The sequence below is a fragment of the Capnocytophaga felis genome (genome assembly GCF_009684755.1).
In the GTDB taxonomy this organism is placed as follows: Bacteria; Bacteroidota; Bacteroidia; order Flavobacteriales; family Flavobacteriaceae; genus Capnocytophaga; species Capnocytophaga felis.
Window position 1 is genome coordinate 242746 of sequence record NZ_BLBC01000014.1, and the last position, 19652, is coordinate 262397.

General features: G+C 38.4%; 16 protein-coding genes. 13 read left to right on the forward strand and 3 right to left on the reverse strand.

Going from position 1 to position 19652, the window contains the following annotated elements; translation table 11 throughout:
• Window positions 1-86 precede the first annotated feature (86 nt).
• The 3 genes from GN105_RS11615 to aroB are packed head-to-tail and all read right to left on the reverse strand — an operon-like array spanning window position 87 to window position 4658.
• Window positions 87-992: a PorP/SprF family type IX secretion system membrane protein gene (locus GN105_RS11615; protein ID WP_155285564.1), complete on the reverse strand. Its 906-nt coding sequence runs from the start codon at window positions 990-992 to the stop codon at window positions 87-89.
• 28 nt (window positions 993-1020) lie between these two features.
• Window positions 1021-3606 carry a reprolysin-like metallopeptidase gene (locus GN105_RS11620; RefSeq protein WP_173015004.1) on the reverse strand — a complete coding sequence of 862 codons (2586 nt, stop codon included), beginning with the start codon at window positions 3604-3606 and terminating at the stop codon, window positions 1021-1023.
• On the reverse strand, window positions 3603-4658 hold the full coding sequence (aroB, locus tag GN105_RS11625; RefSeq protein ID WP_155285565.1) for a 3-dehydroquinate synthase: 1056 nt from the start codon (window positions 4656-4658) through the stop codon (window positions 3603-3605). Before aroB ends, GN105_RS11620 begins: the two co-directional genes overlap by 4 nt.
• Window positions 4659-4872: 214 nt before the next feature.
• On the opposite strand from aroB, the gene GN105_RS11630 reads away from it, so the two are divergent.
• From GN105_RS11630 to GN105_RS11690, 13 genes are all read left to right on the forward strand, one after another.
• Window positions 4873-6051, forward strand: coding sequence for a proline dehydrogenase family protein (locus GN105_RS11630; protein WP_155285566.1), 1179 nt, complete (start codon window positions 4873-4875; stop codon window positions 6049-6051).
• A gap of 136 nt (window positions 6052-6187) precedes the next feature.
• Window positions 6188-6787: a hypothetical protein gene (locus GN105_RS11635; protein WP_155285567.1), complete on the forward strand. Its 600-nt coding sequence runs from the start codon at window positions 6188-6190 to the stop codon at window positions 6785-6787.
• A gap of 175 nt (window positions 6788-6962) precedes the next feature.
• Window positions 6963-8291, forward strand: coding sequence for an anaerobic C4-dicarboxylate transporter family protein (locus tag GN105_RS11640; protein ID WP_155285568.1), 1329 nt, complete (start codon window positions 6963-6965; stop codon window positions 8289-8291).
• Between the two features lie 57 nt (window positions 8292-8348).
• On the forward strand, window positions 8349-9404 hold the full coding sequence (gene ansB / locus GN105_RS11645; RefSeq protein WP_155285569.1) for an L-asparaginase 2: 1056 nt from the start codon (window positions 8349-8351) through the stop codon (window positions 9402-9404).
• Window positions 9405-9603: 199 nt separating this feature from the next.
• Entirely contained in the window at window positions 9604-10323 is a 720-nt protein-coding gene (locus tag GN105_RS11650) for a DNA-binding domain-containing protein (protein WP_155285570.1), read from the forward strand.
• Window positions 10324-10558: 235 nt separating this feature from the next.
• Window positions 10559-11689 carry a porin gene (locus tag GN105_RS11655; RefSeq protein WP_155285571.1) on the forward strand — a complete coding sequence of 377 codons (1131 nt, stop codon included), beginning with the start codon at window positions 10559-10561 and terminating at the stop codon, window positions 11687-11689.
• Window positions 11690-11854: 165 nt separating this feature from the next.
• Complete coding sequence (locus tag GN105_RS11660; RefSeq protein WP_155285572.1) at window positions 11855-12862, forward strand: endonuclease; 1008 nt, start codon at window positions 11855-11857, stop codon at window positions 12860-12862.
• 83 nt (window positions 12863-12945) lie between these two features.
• Window positions 12946-13485, forward strand: a complete 540-nt coding sequence (locus GN105_RS11665; protein ID WP_095894681.1) for a DUF1599 domain-containing protein — start codon at window positions 12946-12948, stop codon at window positions 13483-13485.
• Window positions 13486-13525: 40 nt separating this feature from the next.
• Window positions 13526-14620 (forward strand): BT_3928 family protein, encoded by a 1095-nt coding sequence (locus GN105_RS11670; protein WP_155285573.1) that lies wholly within the window; start codon window positions 13526-13528, stop codon window positions 14618-14620.
• Between the two features lie 204 nt (window positions 14621-14824).
• Window positions 14825-16597: an AMP-dependent synthetase/ligase gene (locus tag GN105_RS11675; RefSeq protein WP_155285574.1), complete on the forward strand. Its 1773-nt coding sequence runs from the start codon at window positions 14825-14827 to the stop codon at window positions 16595-16597.
• Window positions 16598-16637: 40 nt separating this feature from the next.
• Entirely contained in the window at window positions 16638-17570 is a 933-nt protein-coding gene (locus tag GN105_RS11680; protein ID WP_155285575.1) for a bifunctional riboflavin kinase/FAD synthetase, read from the forward strand.
• 97 nt (window positions 17571-17667) lie between these two features.
• Window positions 17668-18846 carry an acetyl-CoA C-acyltransferase gene (locus tag GN105_RS11685; protein ID WP_155285576.1) on the forward strand — a complete coding sequence of 393 codons (1179 nt, stop codon included), beginning with the start codon at window positions 17668-17670 and terminating at the stop codon, window positions 18844-18846.
• 191 nt (window positions 18847-19037) lie between these two features.
• On the forward strand, window positions 19038-19649 hold the full coding sequence (locus tag GN105_RS11690) for a hypothetical protein (protein ID WP_155285577.1): 612 nt from the start codon (window positions 19038-19040) through the stop codon (window positions 19647-19649).
• Window positions 19650-19652 lie beyond the last annotated feature (3 nt).

Sequence of the window (19652 nt, forward strand, 5' to 3'; positions counted from 1 at the left end):
TTTCTCCCGTCAAGAAATTTTTATGATTCCGTATAAATTTATTTGAGAATTATTCCCGCTTCTATGAGGATTCGTTACAGCAATTCTTACCACTTGAATTGAACCAAAAATTCGTGCGAGTTGCGTGCGTACAAATTTAACTGCGAACGCGTAACACTCTCATATCCGTATCCCACTCCCAGAAAGTATTTCGGAATAAAAAACAGAACGTATCCGCCCAAAGCACTATCAGTGCGGTAAGTTACCCCTATTTCGCTGTTTTTAAGATACACGCCTGCTATAGTAAAATCAAACGACGGGCTGATATCTTTTGCAAAACGAGCCTGAAGCATCGGTTTTAAGGAAAATTCGTTGGAAAGACTCCAATGATATCCGCCCAAAGCGTAAAAATGAAGCCTTTCTGCCACCGAAGTCATCACGTCGTCCTTCAGTTTAACTTCTTTGGAAGCCAACAAATTAGGTATGGATACTCCAAAATAGAACTTAGGATGCTCATAAAAAATTCCCGTTCCTATATTTACTTGGAATTTTCCTGAAATGGTTTGCAAATACGGGTCATAGTGCGTGTTGTGCGGAGTGGTGTAAGTGTGAATGCGGCTTCCGTCGATATTAAAAAAATCACCCCCGAATTTCAATCCCGTGTAGATTTTGGTGCTGTCGCTTATCTGTAACGAATATGAAAAATCGGCATAAATACCCGCTTGTTTTTGTATAAAAACTTTGTTGTTTGCTATGGAAAATCCTAAACCTATGCGGTCATTAATTTTATGCGTGGTAAAGAAGGTTTGGGTTTGGGGAGCATCAACCACTCCTTGCCATTGGTTACGAATATCTATGGAAATCGTATGTCCTTTTTCCGTTCCCACCGCAGCCGGATTGACCAGATTTTTATGCTGATTGTAAAATATATAGCTCGGTTCTTGTGCTTTCAGCCTATTTATTGCCAGAATACTCAATCCTATAAATATGATGTTTTGAATGCGTTTTTTCATCTTCTAATAATTAATAAATATCCTACCTTTAATAATTGATAAATATCCAGCCTTGTCGTTTATGTATTTCTGTATTATCTAACGTAAATATATAGAAATAAGAGCCTTGCGGAACTTTATTGCCATTATTTCCTATACCGTTCCATTGACTTTTATAACCTTTCGTTTCATAAACCAATTGCCCTAAGTGATTGAATACCCGAAGTGTATTTGTCGGATACTTTTCAGCCCGAAGAATCGTGAAATAATCATTCACACCATCTTCATTAGGAGAAAAGGCATTGGAAATCAACACATAATCCAGCGATGTATCGTCAGAATTTACTATTCCGTCCCCGTCAATGTCGTCATCACAAAGGTCTCCGATTCCGTCTTCATCTAAATCGGCTTGATCGGGATTGTACACCATCGGGCAATTATCATCTGCATTTAAAAGACCGTCGCCGTCAATATCGTCATCACAAACATCGCCGACTCCGTCTTTATCCAAATCGGATTGGTCATTGTTAGCCGTTTTAGGACAGTTATCCTTCTCGTTAGGCACATCGTCCCCGTCCCAATCATCGTCGCAAATATCCCCGATGCCGTCGTTATCCAAATCAAGCTGATCAGGATTTGGAATCTCAGGACAGTTATCTTTACTTGACGGAATGCCATCTCCATCAGTATCCTCATCATCTTTGATTGTGATTACTCCCGAATTTACAGCCAAAAAGATATTATCATCAGCTTTAATCATATATTTTCCTTTCGTAGTTCGAAGCGATTCGGGAATGGAAACTCTTGCTTTACCACTGTTTTCAAGCCCCTTTGCCAATGTATGCGGAAAGGTAATTCCTCCATCGGTTGAAAACAAAACAGATACTTTTTTAGCATTTATGTTGCCTGTATTGGTTTTGGCTACATTCCAAGTAATTGTTTGATTCTGCCCTGCAAACCAATTTGAATTTTCACGATGTGAGGTTACTTCAAAAGGTCCTGCCGAGCCATCTACAACCACCTGAATTGTTTTATAAACAGTACCTCCCATTGTGTTTGTTGCCGGCTTTCTGTCCAAAACCATAAACGACCAATTAAGCGTTCGCCCAACAGTCAGAACGGTTTCCCATTCCGAGCCGATAGGTGGGTTAGTCTGCGTAAGTTTTCCTGCTACAATACGGCTTAATCGCGGAATGTAACGTTTGGAGGAGGTTGAAGGAGGAAGCGAACGTGCTATGGCTCCGTTTTTTGAAGTGGGTGAGAATGAATAATCCGCACTTCCTCTGCTGTCCGACTGTTCCCACGTGTAAAGCAACTTGTCTCCGTCGGGGTCTGTAGCCGAACCTTCCAACAAATAGGCCGTTCCTTGAGGAATTGTATAACTCCTTAAATTGTCAATTTCAGGTAATTTGTTTGAGGAAGAAGCCTCTGTAGCACAAGTCCTGTTCTTAGCTACCTGCATAATATCATACACGCTTCTGTGATGAAAATATGCATCTGTTTTTTTCTGTACATTGTGATTTTCAATGACTCCGGCATATCCCATTATCGTTGAACCACTTCCCGGCTCCACTTGGGAACTTGTATTCTCATATTCGTAGGAAAATGTATGATATGCTCCCATTTGATGCCCTATTTCGTGAGACAATATATCTACGTCAAAAAAATCCATATCCATACCTGATCTGAAACGAATCGAAGAAAAGGCTGTCCCTTTTCGTCCTGTCTCACATACGCAACCTATGCAACCTGCATTTCCTCCTAAGTTTTTATTGTGGAATAAATGCCCTAAGTCATAATTTGCCGAGCCTACTTTCGCATCCAATGTTCTTTGCAACACACCCGATTCTGAACTGTACCAATTATCGTAATTAATGTTCTTGAAAGGGTCATCTGCTTCGCTATCAAACAGAATAGACTTATCCGAAACTATCTGAAATTGAATTGATAACTGTGCCCCGTACACCTGATTTACTCGGTTTATTGTACTGACTACTTGTGCAAAAGCTCTATCTTTCCCTCTAAAGTATTGCGTGTACTGATGGGTAGTGGCAATGGCAATTCTGAAAGTTCGCACCCGATTGTCTGTCTGATAAGTAGCTTTTCGGGTTTTATTACCCTTTCGAGCTTCAACTTCTTCCATTGTTTTACAATCAAAGTATTGAGATTCTGAAGATTTTCGACGATAAACCTTATACTTAGTTCCCTCATCATCAATAGATTCTATAAAAGAAAGCTCAAAATTTTCTCCCATAATTGCATTTAAGCCAAATGACGACCACGTAAAACGAATCGTTTTTGAAGGATTTTTAGTTGAAAAACCTACGTACGTTTTTATATCTGTATATTTTTTTGACAAACTCTCCGAAAGTACTTGTGTTCTTTCAATACGATAATTCTCCATATTACCATTACAATCAGGAATTTGAATTAAAACTTCTTTTTTGTCGGCTAAACTCTTCGTAACATTCAAAGCCTCGTCAAAAGCTTTTTTATCTAATGTATAATACTGATATCCTGGTTTTTGTTCTTTTCTATCTGTCAATCCTGTACGTTTCCAATACGTTTGTGCCGATATCAGCCCGAAACCCAAAATAAAAAATAAAATATATAATCTCCTTATAATTCTCATCATTGCATATAATAATTGAACGCTCTGTAAATCAATTCGTTTTCTATTAAACAATCTAATTTTGGTTTGGCAATATCTTCCAAAAGAACAAAATTAATATTCCCGTGTGAGTTTTTTTTGTCAAATTTCATCAAACTAATGATTTGTTCAATTTCATTTTCTGTAAAATACTGCTTTTCAAAATACTGACCTAAAATATCCTTGATTTCAACACATTTCTCTTCAGGAAAATCTAACTTTTCAACCGAAAGAAATACTGCCAAAACCATCCCGATAGCAATAGCCTCTCCGTGTAATAGTGTTTGTCTTTCAGCGTTTTGTAAGCAATACGATTCAATGGCGTGTCCCAAAGTATGTCCAAAATTAAGCGTTTTCCGCAATCCCTTTTCCGTAGGGTCTTGCTTTACTACACGATTTTTGATAAGTACAGATTCGTAAATCAAATCGTCTAAATCATTTAAGGTCAAATCACTCAAATTAAGCATTTTATTCCAATAACTTTCGGATTGAATAAGCCCGTGTTTGAACATTTCTGCCATTCCGCTACGTAATTGTTCGGCAGGAAGTGTAGCTAAAAAACGACTATTTATAATAACCAATAGAGGATTGTTAATCACTCCTATCTGATTTTTTAAAGTCCCTAAATCTACTCCCGTTTTCCCGCCAACAGAGGCATCAACCATCGCTAAAAGTGTTGTCGGAACATTCACAAAATCAACACCTCGCATATAAGTTGAAGCCACAAATCCTCCCAAATCGGTTACAACTCCGCCGCCAAGATTGATTATCAAACTTTTACGGTCTGCACCCAATTCTGATAAAGCGTACCACACTTGCGTACAAGTTTCTATATTTTTAAATTCTTCTCCTGCCTCAATTTCAATGACTTCAATAGGTATTTCCGTTGCTAATTCCGGTAAAAATAATGGCAAACAACACCGATTTGTATTTTCATCTGCCAGTATAAATATCTTTGAATATTTCTTCTCTTGTAACAAATTATTCAGAGACGAAAACCCAATTTCATTAAAATATACTGATTCTATATTTTTCATTTGCACTGATATTCTGTATGTTTGGTTTCAATCTTTTTTAAATGCCTTTTCAAAAATAAAATTCGGGTAAAAATAATCAGAAAAAATGAGATACAGACAAAAAATTACATATATTTGCGATGCTGAAAATCAATCGAACATAATTGGATTCATTTTCACTTTTTGTTTTTACCATAAAAGAATACTGAATTTTAACGCATTAAAAAATTTTTCAATGGCGACACGATTTGGCGACACAAAAACTGCATTCGCACTAAAAGACAATTTTGAATTGGGAAGAGCTTATTGGCTTTTCCGCTTTATCGGAAATAATACGCTAATTGGCATTGGCACGGCTTTGACCAATTTTTCTTTGAAAATGCATCTGCCCGTAGAATGGCTTATCCGAAAAACCGTTTTTAATCAATTCTGTGGAGGCGTTTCTGAAGAAGATTGCAAACCTGTTATCAAAAAGATGTACGAAAAAGGTGTAGGCTCCGTTTTGGATTATTCCGTTGAGGGAAAAGAAGACGAAGCTTCATTTGAAGCCACTTTTAACAAAACGATGGAAATTATTGATTTCGTGCATCAAAACCGAAATACAGGAACTCCGTTTGCTGTTTTCAAACCTACGGGATTCGGAAAAATTTCAATCTACCAGAAAATATCTGAAAAACAACCTCTTACTAAAGAAGAACAAAAAGCGTGGGAACGAATTGTGGAACGCTTCGATCAAGCCTGTGCAAAAGCAGCTGCTTATAAACTTCCTATTATGATTGACGCCGAAGAAAGCTGGATGCAAACCGCTGCCGATGATTTGATTGAACAAATGATGCAAAAATACAATAAAGAAGAAGCCATCGTTTACAACACTTTGCAAATGTATCGCCACGACCGATTACCCTACCTAAAAGGACTTCACGAGCGTGCCACAGCCAATGGTTTTTACATAGGAGTGAAAGTAGTTCGAGGGGCATATATGGAAAAAGAAAATGAAAGAGCCGCCGAAAAAGGCTACACCTCCCCTATTTGTACATCAAAACAAGCCACTGATGATAATTACAATGCCGCCATTACCTATATTCTTGATCATACCGACCGCATTTCGCTCTTTGCCGGAACGCATAATGAGAAAAGTTCGGCTTTAGTGATGGATTTGATGGACAAAAAAGGACTGAAACACAACGACAAGCGTGTTTGGCTTGCCCAACTCTACGGAATGAGCGGCCATATCAGTTTTAATGCGGCAAAATTAGGATACAATGTAGCTAAATATCTTCCTTTTGGTCCTGTGCGTGAGGTAATGCCTTATCTGATTCGCAGAGCACAGGAAAACACCTCAGTAGCAGGACAAATGGGACGCGAACTTTCCCTATTGATGCAAGAACACAAAAGAAGAAAAAAAGAGAAATAACAATCATAATACCTTTATTTATCGGAAAAACCAGATGTTTTGTAATTTCAGAAATATCTGGTTTCTTTTTGCTGAAAATTTGAAACACAAATTAGCTTATTATCAAACAATTATCAAATAACAAAATACAAAGCGAATGGAAAACAAAAAAGACATTTTTGCGAAAACAAGTTACGACAAGTTAAAAACAGCAATTGAAAATATTGCCAACGAAGAAGATGTAAAAGATGTATATGCCCTATCCTTCTGGTTTTATTGCGATGATGATGAACGCTACCCCAAAATTACATTAGGCTACAACACTCTTTCCAACTTTAAGGAAGAAGCGTACAATGCCAGCACTAAAGAAGAAGCAAAATGGAACTTTGCCTACTGGCTCCAAAATGAAATCGAAACCGTTGGTGGTGAAAATGACACTCTTTTAAGCAATTGGTTTGCAGCATCGCCCCACTTTTACACTGAGGAAGAAAACGAAAGAGCAATGGAAGAAGATGAAGCACTCTACGAGAAAATCTTAAAAAAAGGCGAGAAATTCCGAAAAGAATTCATTAATGAGATTATTGCCATCGCCAAGAAGCTCTTTGAAGAAAAAGTAATAGAAAAAACTTTCGAACACGATATTCCAATCATCATACACGAACTGGAATACTATGACGAACCCATACGATGGACCAAAAAAGCAAATCCCGCAAAACTCATCAAGGAATTCATCAAATACTGGGACGACGAAAATTAAACAATACAAAATCAGGAATCCGAGCAATTAAGCCGATTCCTGATTTTCTTTTTGTCCGCATACGAGCTTCAAAGTGATTATCATCTGCAAGTGTGATACTTTTTGCATTTTACACAAAAATATCTTTTATATTTGAGAAATATTCATTATCTTAGCACACAAAAGAACATTAATTATGGAATTGTTAATTTACATTGAGCTCTTCGTTGTGTTAGCTGCCATCTTCATTGGTGCCCGTGTTGGGGGTATCGGACTGGGAATCTTCGGTATAATGGGGTTAGCCGTTTTAGTTTTCGTGTTCGGGCTGAAACCGGGCAGTACTCCCATTGACGTTATGCTTATGATTGTAGCCGTAATCACTGCAGCATCGGCACTGCAATCGGCGGGCGGGTTGGACTATCTGGTACAAGTGGCAGAAAAAATCCTGCGTAAGAATCCCTCTGCGATTACTTTCCTCGCACCTGTGGTATGCTATTTCTTTACTTTCTTTTCCGGTACGGGACACGTGGCATATTCACTTCTGCCCATCATAGCCGAAATTGCTACCGAAAGCAAGGTACGTCCGGAACGCCCAATGAGCATCTCGGTAATAGCCTCGCAACAAGCCATCACTGCAAGCCCCATTTCGGCGGCAACTGCGGCACTACTTAGCAAAGACCTGCTTGGCACGCACGGGGTGGAACTCAGTGATATATTAATGGTGTGTATTCCGGCAACGCTGATAGGTGTTATCGTAGGGGCATTCGTTGTCAATTTCATCGGGGTGCCACTTGAAAAAGATCCTGAATACCAACGCAGACTGGCAGAAGGAACCATTGGCAACTCGCAAGATAAGAAAAAAGCACTTGACCCGCAACAGCAACGCAAGGCCAAAACGGCTGTATGGATATTCCTATGTGGGGTACTCTCTATCGTGTTGTTTGGTTCGGTTGCTTCATTACGACCTGCATTTGCTGACGGAAGCCGATTGGGAATGCCTGAGATTATAGAAATTGTGATGATGACGGTGGCTGGGCTTATCTTTATCATTGCAAAGGCTGACGTTACCAAAGCCGTGAAAGGAAGCGTTTTTTTAGCGGGAATGCAAGCCGTTATCGCTATATTTGGGATTGCTTGGATGGGCGACACCTTCTTTCAAGGCAACTTAGAGTTCTTTAAATCAAGTATTGAACATATTGTAACCGAATATCCGTTCTTGTTCTCATTGGCCTTGTTTGTAATGTCCATTTTGTTATTTAGCCAAGCAGCTACCGTACGGACGTTATACCCGCTGGGAATAGCATTAGGAATTCCGCCAATGACAATGGTAGCAATGTTCCCTGCTGTAAATGGATATTTTTTCATTCCCAACTATCCAACGGTAGTGGCAGCGATAAACTTTGACCGTACGGGAACCACCCGCATTGGCAAGTATGTGCTAAATCATTCATTCCAAATACCAGGCTTTGTAGCTACTATTGTTGCCCTTGCCGTAGGATATGTTATTGTACTGACAATGGGATAACACCAAACTAAATGCCTAACACAATATCTATCGAAATACATTTAAAATAATTAGTATATGCAAAAAACTTTAAGGAAAATTGCCCTTGCATTATGCTTAATGATGTCTGTGGCAGTCTTCGGGCAGAAACCGAAGATACGTATTATTGCAACGGGAGGTACCATTGCCGGAGTGAGCAAATCATCTACCGAGAGTAGTTACAAGGCGGGTGAGCTCGGTATTTACCAATTGTTGCAAGCCGTTCCTGAGGTAAAGAACCTTGCAGAGGTGAGCGGAGAGCAACTCGTTAAAATCGGGTCGCAAGATATGAACGATGACGTATGGCTAAAATTGGCAAAACGCATCAATGAACTCCTTAATAAGGAAGGTTATGATGGGGTCGTTATCACACACGGTACTGATACAATGGAAGAGACGGCGTACTTCCTAAACCTTACCGTTCACAGCAACAAGCCTGTGGTGATGGTAGGGGCAATGCGTCCAGCTACGGGTATGAGTGCTGATGGTCCTGCCAATCTATACAATGCCGTAGCAGTAGCAGCAAGCCCAAGTGCTTCCGGCAGAGGCGTTATGGTATGTATGAACGACATCGTATTGGGGGCAAAAGATGTGGTTAAAACCAACACTACCGCAGTAGAAACCTTCCAAGGGGCGAACTATGGTAAGTTGGCTTACTTGCACAACGGAAAACCCTTCTTCGGGGCAACTCCTCAAAGCAAGCACACCACGCAATCCGTGTTCAACGTGGACAACCTCAAATCATTACCAAAAGTAGGCATCGTGTACGGATATGCCAATATGTCCGAATTACCTATGAAAGCCTTCATCGATGCGAAGTTTGACGGTATCGTATATGCAGGAGTGGGGAATGGAAACTTCTACCACACGTTGTTTGATTTAGCTGTAAAAGCTCAGCAAAAAGGTATTCAAGTGGTTAGGTCTTCTCGTGTACCGTTTGGAGGAACCACTCTTGATGCAGAAGTGGACGATGCTAAGCATCATTTCGTAGCAGCACAGAACCTCAATCCGCAAAAAGCACGCGTATTGCTGATGCTCGCACTTACTAAAACGAAAGACTGGAAACAAATACAACAGTACTTCAACGAGTACTGAAACAATGATTTATCCTTATTATCAAAATGATAGTAATGTATGCCTAAAAAATATACTTTCTATACGGAGAAATACTACACCTATATAATATATATGGTATAAAAATGTTTTCTGAGGTAAGAAACCAACATAGAAAGAAGTATTACAAAGACATACACACATCATAGAATTAACATCGTAACTTTAAAATTCAATTCATATGAGCAAGATGAAAGCGTGGCTTAAACCCAATCTTTTGACAAAGGGAGACACGACCGACTTTATAGCGGTACCTGTTACCGTTGGGAGCATTTCGACTCAGGACATTATCCAACGCCTTAAAGAAGAAGGTATGGAGATACGTACAGAAACGGCTCAGGACATTATCAGCCGATTTAATCGTAAAGTAGCGGAAATGGTATTGGAAGGCTACAATGTGAATACTGGATTGGTGTATATGCGCCCCACCATACGAGGCGTGTTCCGCGACAAAACGTGGAATCCAGAAATACACAACGTACAGATAAGCATTACACAAGGTGCTGAACTACGCAAGGAAGTAACACAAACCTTAGTAGAAATACTTGGTGTACAGGCCGACCCGATGACCATATTAAGCATCACTGATAGTGCTACAAAGAAGACTGATGGTTCTATCACGAAAGGGAAAAATGTAGAAATCAAAGGAGCTTATCTCAAAATTGCAGGAAGTTCACCCACTAACGGAATTTACCTACGAAATATCGACACAAGCCGAGAGACAAAACTCCCTGAGGAAGACATTGTACTGAATGAACCTTCACGACTTTTGATTCTTATCCCACCTGATTTGGAATCAGGGTCGTACGAACTGAGTATTGTTACTCAATTCAGTCAAGGGAAATCTCTGCTGAAAGAACCAAGAAAGACTATCTTTGAAGGGACTATAACTGTTAGTTAAAGCAAGATACTCCCACCCAACCGAGTGCGATAGCAACACTCACCCGAGCAATGGTAGCACACTCACCCGAGTGGGAGATTATCTATAATCCTTTTTATGAAGATTGTATAAGCACGTTTAAGCAAACAAACCTATCTTTACAATGCAAAACATACTGACGATAAAAAACAAAAGCACAGCAGTTTTACAATTGTAATGAAATACTAAACCATTATTATATTTAATTCTACTAATTATGAAAAACATATACACAGCAATGGCTTTCTTGGCAGGAAGCATTGTATTTGCACAACAGGGCTTTCAGGAGCAAATTGATGAGCTGAAAACGAAGTCCGATAAGTTTAATGTATATCTGAATTTTCAGTCAAGTTTTGATGCTACAACTGTAAAAGATACAGATACACACTTTGGTTTTATAGCAAGACAACTTCGGTTGGAATTCAGAGGAAACATTAACGAGCGTATATTCTATCGTCTTCGTCATCGTCTAAATCGTTCAAGCGGAGGGTCTTCTCTTGATAACCTTGCCCGTGCTACCGATATGATGTATGCAGGTTTCCACTTAAATGAAAAATGGACGGTTACCGCAGGGAAAATGTGTCAGGCGTGGGGTGGATATGAATTTGACCTTAACCCAATGAATATCTATGAATACTCTGATTACGTAGAGCATATGGATAATTTTATGGTGGGTGGAATGCTTACCTATACTCCTGATGAAAACCACGAACTGAACTTTCAGGTAACGAACAGCCGTACAAATAGATTTAATGAGCTTTACCCTGATAACAAGGATATAAGAACAACTAATGCACCGCTTGCCTATATCTTCAATTGGAATGGCTCAATGTGGGACGGACTTATACAAACACGTTGGGGCATAGGGTACGAACAGGAAGCTGAAAACCACAGCAGCTCCAAAGTGATGCTTGGTACTATGTTAAACCTGCCTAAGTTCCAGATGTTCTTTGATTATATGCTAGCTAATCAAGGTCTCGACAGATTCGGATACACTGGAATCTATACAGATGCTATTGGAATCAAACACACAGGAGCTCTAAAAGGTACCACTTATAACTCCTTTGTAACCAAAGCCGAATATCAGCCACACGAAAATTGGAATGTATTTGGTAAGTTTATGTACGAGACAGCCCGTGTAGGTAAGGACATTCCTGCTGGTTTTATGGATAGTAAGCGTAACTCCTTTGGCTATTTCTTAGGGATTGAATATATGCCGTTCAAAGACCAAGATTTGCGTTTCTTTGCAACCTATGTGGGTCGTAAGTACAGCTATGCAAGGGATTCGTTTAACACACATTCCAACCGATTCAGCATCGGAATGATGTACCGAATTAAAGCATTTTAATTGATACCTACATATAAAAAACCTTTGCTTTAACAGAATAAAGCAAAGGTTTTTTCCCGTTTAAGTTGCCTGATGTAGGGAGTGCGAAACATTTAGCTTTAGCACAAATGCTCTGTTTCCCATATTTTTTCATACCTTTGGCACGCATAAAAAACAGTATCTATTATGAATAAAATAATGTTCCTCACTGCTTGCTTACTTACCGCTTGCAGTTCTAAATCAACAGACAATAGTAACCGACCGCCCAATGCCTTTGCCATTAGGGTAACCAATGTTACTCCCAACGTGGCAACAATTGCCTGGACGAAAGCCGTTGATCCCGATGGCGATTATGTTACGTATTCCATCAAAGGTGATAATATTGATGTCAGAGGCGTGGAAGCCACACATTATACGTTCTCCAAACTAAAGCCCAACACCACTTATAACATTATCATCACCGCACACGATGGCAAAGGAGGTGCAACTGACCTTAAACACCATTTCACTACTGAAAAAGAGCCTACCAATAACACCTCTTTTAACATTCCTCCCGCCTTGCAGAATTATTACAAATCGGTGGATTTTACCAAAGCAGGACGGGCTTTATATGATGAATTGGCTACACTTACCATTACAAAGCACTCAACTTTTCTGGAGTATAGCAGTCGGCACAAATATTTGCCCACTGCCGACCGTTCAGCAAGTGATGCTAACAAGGTGGTGTTAATCTACACAGGTGAAGTACGTAGCTCCCGAAGTAAAGATGTGAATACGGAACACGTTTACCCACAATCCAAAATTGGCAACACTGCCAAAGGTGACTTGCATCATCTGAGGTATTGCGATATGAATGTAAACTCAAGGCGTGGCAATCATCCGTTCGCCAGTGGCAGTGGTAAGGCAACGTTAGTCAACGGCGACAGCTGGTATCCCGGTGATGAGTGGAAGGGTGATGTAGCCCGAATGGTACTATATCTGAACCTACGCTACAACGAGGATTTAGGAGAAGATATCTCGAGAGAGGGTGTTGATTTGCTCCTGAAGTGGAATGCCGAAGACCCTGTGTCTGCTATTGAAATCAACCGCAATGAGGTTATTCAGCAAGCACAAGGCAATCGCAATCCGTTTATCGACAATCCTTATTTAGCCACTCTGATATGGGGAAAAGCTAATGCTCAGAATCGTTGGTAAATATTCTGGCAACAAAGAGTTAAACGAAGTATTTTAAATTTTGGCACAAAGTAGTATCTTTGCCCAATTATTTCCTATAACAAATGAATAAAACTATAGAACAGTATAACAACGTTATCAATACGTGCAAAAGTATGTTTGTCAATAAGATGAACGATTATGGAAGTGCTTGGCGTATCCTCAGATTACCTTCACTCACCGACCAGATTTTCATCAAAGCACAACGTATCCGCAGTTTGCAACAGAATGGCATTCGTAAGATAGACGAAGGTGAAGTGTCTGAATTTATTGGCATTATAAACTATTCCGTCATAGCTTTAATTCAGCTTGAGAGAGGCGTTGCCCAACAGCCCGACCTAAACACCGAACAAGCTCTTGCCCTTTACGAACAGAAAATTGAAGAAACACGCTCGCTGATGGAAAGCAAAAACCACGATTATGGTGAAGCGTGGCGAGATATGCGAGTAAGTTCACTAACCGACCTTATCTTGCAAAAAGTGTTGCGTGTCAAGCAAATAGAAGACAATCAAGGCAGAACACTCGTTAGCGAAGGCGTGGAGGCAAATTACCAAGATATGCTTAATTACGCAGTTTTTGCATTAATCCACCTAACTGAATCGTAACGTTACATACTCAATCATCATCATTAATCATCATCTAAATATGAGATATATTACACATTTTGTCCGTTTTGTTGTGGGCGTACTATTCATCATCAGCGGGCTTATCAAACTCAATGACCCCATCGGGTTTTCATTTAAGTTGGAAGAATACTTCAGCGAGCCGGTGCTGAATCTTCTCTTCTTGGAGCCGTTCGCCCTTTGGTTGGCAATTGTGGTTTGTATAGCAGAAGTTCTTTTGGGAGTGATGCTTCTTGTTGGCTACAAAGCGAAATTTACGTTGTGGTCACTACTGGCAATGCTGGTATTCTTTGGCTTCCTTACCTTCTACTCTGCTTATTTTAATAAAGTTACAGATTGTGGTTGCTTTGGCGACGTTATTAAATTCACTCCTTGGCAATCCTTTGGTAAAGATGTGTTTCTGCTGGTTTTAACTTTGATTCTCTTTATCGGACAGAAGTACATTACTCCCATCACAAAAGGGAATACTCCTTTAATTATCAGCATTTTATCGTTAATAGGTTGCATTGCTTTTGTGTACCACGTGTACAATCATTTACCTGTGGGAGATTTCAGACCTTACAAAATAGGCGTAAACATCCCTAAAGGAATGATTGTTCCTGAAGGAGCTCCCCTGCCCAAATACGACTATCATTGGAAATTCAACATAAACGGAAAAGAGGAAGTATTTGTAACACAAGGTGATTATCCCAAAGTGGACGGTGAGTTTGTTTCCTTTGAAACGAAATTAATAGACCCGGGTTACACACCTCCTATCCACGACTTCTTCATAGAAAAGAATGGAGAAAGCTATTTCGACGAAATGATGGATAAAGAAAAATTACTTATTGTGGTTTCTTATCGCATTGATAAATCTGATAAAGAAGCGTTTAAAGCTATTAAAAAGGTAACAGACAAAGCCCTGAAGCAAGGATATACTGTAATTGGTTTGACCTCAATCATTGAGCAAGCTGAACAAATCAAAAAGGATTATGAGCTAAACTTTGATTTCTACTTTAACGATGAAACAACCTTGAAAACAATGATTCGTTCCAATCCCGGAGTTATGACATTGCAAAAAGGAAATATCACAGACAAAAAGCATTTCAACGATGTAGAAAAACTGCAATTACACTGATATTTTATCGAATTACGAGTGTCCAATCAAGATATAGAGGGAAACAGTTACAAAATTGTTTCCCTTTTTCGTTTAAACAAGAATAAGCTAACTATCAACTTCTTACAGATTCAGTTTGTTAATTTATTTAACATATTTCGGAAGAAATTTTGTTTATATTATTTTTAATTCTTAATTTGCGTTATAATTTAAAATGAAAGAGCTATGAATGCTGTTACACGTTTGTTTGACATTCCTTATTATCAATTGAAAAATTCTCCTTCGGAAGCGGCTTTCGTCACAAAATATAACGGAAAATGGGAAAAAACTTCCACGCAGGAATACATCAATAAATTCAATCAATTTAGTCGTGGATTGTTGCGATTGGGTGTCGAAAAAAACGATAAAATTGCAGTTATTTCATCTAATAATCGTACGGAATGGCACGTAATTGATATGGGAATTCTGCAAATTGGAGCACAAAACGTACCCGTTTATCCTACTATTTCTCTGGAAGATTATGAATATATTTTCAATCACGCCGAATGCAAATACTGCTTTGTTTCTGATAAAGAATTACTTGATAAAATAACTTCAATTCAAGATAAACTTCCACATCTTAAAGGCATATATACCTTTGATGATGTTCCTTACGCTCACAGCTGGAAAGAAATTTTGGATTTAGGAGAAGATAACAGCAATCAAGAAGAAGTGGAAAAGCTCAAAAACAGTATCCAACCGAATGATTTGGCTACCATTATCTATACCTCAGGAACAACTGCTCGCCCTAAAGGAGTAATGCTTTCACACAACAATATTATTTCAAATGTAATTAACTGTCAAGACAGATTACCTGTTGCCAAAGGCTCTCGTTGCTTGAGTTTTCTTCCTGTTTGTCATATATTTGAACGAATGCTAACGTACTTCTATCAATACAATTTTATGCGGATTTATTTTGCTGAGTCTATTGATAAAATGGGAGAAAACATTAAAGAAGTGAAGCCCAATTTGATGACTGTTGTTCCCCGATTGGTTGAGAAAGTTTATGACAAAATTTACGCAAAAGGAACAGAACTAAAAGGAATTGCAAAATTTTTATTCTTCTGGGCAGTAGATTTAGGACTTAAATATGAACCATACGGAGCCAATGGGTGGTGGTATGGCTTCAAATTGGGAATTGCACGAAAATTAATCTTCAAAAAATGGCAAGAAGCCCTTGGCGGAGAGCTTGAAATGATGGTTTCAGGGAGTGCTGCCTTACAACCTCGATTGGCGAGAATTTTCTCGGCTGCAGGAATTAATATTGTGGAAGGTTACGGACTTACAGAAACCTCTCCCGTAATAGCAGTAAACAGAAAATCAGGAAGATATTGGAAAATAGGAACCGTTGGTAAACCTATTGAAAATCTGGAAGTCAAAATTGCCGAAGACGGTGAAATTCTATGTAAAGGACCAAATGTGATGATAGGATATTATAAAGACCCTGACCTCACAGCGGCTTCAATTACTGATGGTTTCTTTCATACCGGAGACATCGGAGAAATTGATTCTGAAGGTTTTTTGAAAATTACAGATAGGAAAAAAGAAATTTTCAAAACCTCAGGAGGAAAATATATTGCTCCACAAACCATTGAAAATCTGCTGAAACAATCACGATTTATTGAGCAAGCAATGGTGGTAGGCGAAGGAGAAAAAATGCCGGCTGCTATCATCCAATTGAATTTCTCTTTTGTGAAAGAATGGGCGAAAAGACACAATATCAGTTTGGGAGAATCAAATGAAGAAATTATCAAAAATCCGGAACTTTTTGCAAGAATTGAAAAAGAAGTTGAAAAAGTAAATAATAATTTAGGACAATGGGAAAAAATTAAGCTTTTTGCCTTCACTCCCGATGAATGGAGCATTGACGCAGGACAACTTACTCCAACATTAAAACTTAAACGCCGTAACATCAAAGAAAAATACATTGACATTTACAACTCATTCTACAATCATTAATTGAGCTTGATTTTAAAAATTGTTTATTTCATAAATAAAAATGAAAGAAATTACAGATATTTTCAATTTTACGGCAGAAAAAGGCAGTGTAATTACCATTGGTACGTTTGACGGAGTTCATTTAGGACATCGGAAAATAATAAAAAAACTTGTAGAAACAGCTAAGAATCAGGATTTACTGGCAACTATTTTTACTTTTTTTCCACATCCGCGAATGGTTGTTCATCAGGATAGTGAACTAAAACTAATTCATACACTTGATGAAAAAAAACACGTTTTAAAGTCATTAGGAATCAATCAATTAGTTGTTTGTCCTTTTAATGATTCTTTTTCGAAAATGTCAGCAGAAACTTTCGTTGAAGATTTGCTTGTAAAACGCCTGAAAGCTAAAAAAGTTATCATCGGATACGACCATCGTTTCGGGAGAAATAGAACTGCAGATATTAGCGATATGCGAAAATTTGGAGAAAAATATGGTTTTGAAGTGGAGGAAATTCCCGCACAAGAAGTAAATGAGGTGTCTGTAAGTTCAACAAAAATACGAAAGGCGATAAGCGAAGGCGACATCAAAACTGCTTGGGAATATCTCGGAGTCCCTTTTTGTATCAGCGGAAAGGTAATTCACGGGCTAAAAATCGGGAGAACAATTAGTTACCCGACTGCCAACATTCAAGTAAAAGAATCTTATAAACTAATTCCAAAAGATGGAATTTATTTGGTTTATAGCTTCTTTAACGGAAAAAAAACATACGGAATGATGAGTATCGGCAAGAATCCAACCATCGAAGGAAAAGGAGCAACCATTGAAGTCCATTATTTTGATTTTGATGAAGATATATACGGAAATGATGTAACAATCTATTTTTTGGAACGTCTACGCAACGAACAAAAGTTCGAGTCGGTTGAAAAACTGAAAGAACAATTACAAATTGATGAAGCCACCTCAAGAAAACTTATAAAACAAATCGGATAAAGGAAAAATTTCTCGGTATTGATTAATCATTTTGAAATAAAAAAATAGTTAATAACCTCCTGAATAGTAAACCTCTATTCACTAAAAACAAAAGCCTATGAAAACAACTTACGTAGTAAAAGCGTATCGTACAGCTGTGGGGAAAGCTCCACGCGGACTTTTACGCTTTAAACGACCCGATGAATTGGCTGCTGAAACCATCGCTTATATGATGGCACAACTACCTGATTTTGATAAAAATATGATTGATGACGTTATCGTTGGTAATGCAATGCCCGAAGCCGAACAAGGATTGAACATTGGTCGTATAATTTCGCTTATGGGACTTCATACAGACCAAGTTCCGGGAGTAACCGTAAACAGATATTGTGCTTCAGGGCTGGAAACTATTGCAATGGCAATGGCTAAAATACAATCAGGAATGGCAGACTGCATCATTGCGGGAGGTGTAGAAAGTATGAGTTTTATCCCTTTGGGAGGATATCGTCCATCTCCAGATTATAAAGCAGTTAAAGAAGGAAACGAAGATTTCTATTGGGGAATGGGACTTACAGCCGAAAAAGTTGCTCATCAATTCAAAATTTCACGCGAAGACCAAGATTTATTCGCTTTCCAATCTCATCAAAAAGCATTAAAAGCTATCACAGAAAGTAAATTTGAAAAGCAAATAGTTCCGATTGAAATAGAGCAAGTACTTCTCGAAAACGGAAAACGCACAACTCATAAATACACCTTTAAGACCGATGAAGGACCTCGTGCTGACACTTCCTTAGAAGCTCTCGCAAAATTGAAGCCTGTTTTTGCACAAGGCGGAACTGTTACCGCTGGAAACTCATCACAAACCAGTGACGGAGCTGCTTTTCTACTTTTAATGAGTGAAGAAATGGTTAAAAAATTTAACATTGAACCTATTGCACGATTAGTAACTTACGCCGTAGCAGGAGTTCCTCCCAGCATAATGGGAATCGGACCGGTGAAAGCCATCCCGAAAGCACTTCAGCAATCCGGATTAACACTGAATGACCTTCAACTAATAGAACTAAACGAAGCCTTTGCTTCACAATCTTTAGCCGTTATTCGTGAATTAGATCTGAATCCTGAAATAATTAATGTAAACGGAGGAGCAATAGCTTTAGGACATCCGCTGGGTTGTACCGGTGCAAAATTATCCGTACAACTTTTTGACGAACTTAAAAGACGCGGAAAAAAATATGGTATGGTAACAATGTGCGTGGGTACAGGACAGGGAGCAGCAGGTATTTACGAGGTATTCTAACAAAAATTGAAATCTATGAAACAAGCGGATTTGAAAAACTTCGCTCGTTTTTTATTTATTTTCATAATCCAAAAATTCTTTCTTATAAAAATCTTTAAAAATACGCTTGTAACAATATTTTTTCATACCCAAAGCTGTTTTTGTTATTAATTTTTTATATTTTTGCTCTTTGAAAATAATTTGATTATAAGATGAAGAAGCAATTAATAACAGGAGCCATAGCTGTATTTTTTTCATTTACATTTGCTGTAAATGCTCAGGAACAAGGTTTAGACACTATAAATGTTCAAGTTAAGAAGAAACAGAATACACTCAATGAACAGTTTGAAACCTTAGTTGAAAAAGCAAACTCTTGGCAAAGTTATAAAATTATTGATAGAGCTAAACTTGGAAATTATCAAAAAAACGTAATTGATAGTTTACAAAGTGTCAAATCAAAAATACAAGCTCAACAAGATATCATTAACGGACACGAAGAAGAAGTTAAGCAACTAAATGGGAAAATATCTGAGTTACAGAACAATCTTGAAAAAACTCAAAATGAGAAAGATAGTGTCAATTTCTTAGGAATTTTGCTTCCAAAATCAACCTATTCGTTAATGGTTTGGAGCCTTGTTCTGATTTTGACCTGCTTGCTGTTATTCTATGTCTATAAATACATAAATGGAAGTGCTGTTACTAAAAAATCACTTCAAGATTTGAAAGAACTTCAAGAAGAATATGAAAATTACAGAAAATCAGCCATTGAAAGAGAACAAAAAGTGCGTCGCCAGCTTCAAGACGAAATCAATAAACATAAATAACTA

Bases quoted from the DNA above. Each gene is read 5' to 3' on its own strand.
- GN105_RS11615 (WP_155285564.1), bottom strand. From the start codon at position 992: ATGAAAAAACGCATTCAAAACATCATATTTATAGGATTGAGTATTCTG.
- GN105_RS11620 (WP_173015004.1), bottom strand. From the start codon at position 3,606: ATGATGAGAATTATAAGGAGATTATATATTTTATTTTTTATTTTGGGT.
- aroB (WP_155285565.1), bottom strand. From the start codon at position 4,658: ATGAAAAATATAGAATCAGTATATTTTAATGAAATTGGGTTTTCGTCT.
- GN105_RS11630 (WP_155285566.1), top strand. From the start codon at position 4,873: ATGGCGACACGATTTGGCGACACAAAAACTGCATTCGCACTAAAAGAC.
- GN105_RS11635 (WP_155285567.1), top strand. From the start codon at position 6,188: ATGGAAAACAAAAAAGACATTTTTGCGAAAACAAGTTACGACAAGTTA.
- GN105_RS11640 (WP_155285568.1), top strand. From the start codon at position 6,963: ATGGAATTGTTAATTTACATTGAGCTCTTCGTTGTGTTAGCTGCCATC.
- ansB (WP_155285569.1), top strand. From the start codon at position 8,349: ATGCAAAAAACTTTAAGGAAAATTGCCCTTGCATTATGCTTAATGATG.
- GN105_RS11650 (WP_155285570.1), top strand. From the start codon at position 9,604: ATGAGCAAGATGAAAGCGTGGCTTAAACCCAATCTTTTGACAAAGGGA.
- GN105_RS11655 (WP_155285571.1), top strand. From the start codon at position 10,559: ATGAAAAACATATACACAGCAATGGCTTTCTTGGCAGGAAGCATTGTA.
- GN105_RS11660 (WP_155285572.1), top strand. From the start codon at position 11,855: ATGAATAAAATAATGTTCCTCACTGCTTGCTTACTTACCGCTTGCAGT.
- GN105_RS11665 (WP_095894681.1), top strand. From the start codon at position 12,946: ATGAATAAAACTATAGAACAGTATAACAACGTTATCAATACGTGCAAA.
- GN105_RS11670 (WP_155285573.1), top strand. From the start codon at position 13,526: ATGAGATATATTACACATTTTGTCCGTTTTGTTGTGGGCGTACTATTC.
- GN105_RS11675 (WP_155285574.1), top strand. From the start codon at position 14,825: ATGAATGCTGTTACACGTTTGTTTGACATTCCTTATTATCAATTGAAA.
- GN105_RS11680 (WP_155285575.1), top strand. From the start codon at position 16,638: ATGAAAGAAATTACAGATATTTTCAATTTTACGGCAGAAAAAGGCAGT.
- GN105_RS11685 (WP_155285576.1), top strand. From the start codon at position 17,668: ATGAAAACAACTTACGTAGTAAAAGCGTATCGTACAGCTGTGGGGAAA.
- GN105_RS11690 (WP_155285577.1), top strand. From the start codon at position 19,038: ATGAAGAAGCAATTAATAACAGGAGCCATAGCTGTATTTTTTTCATTT.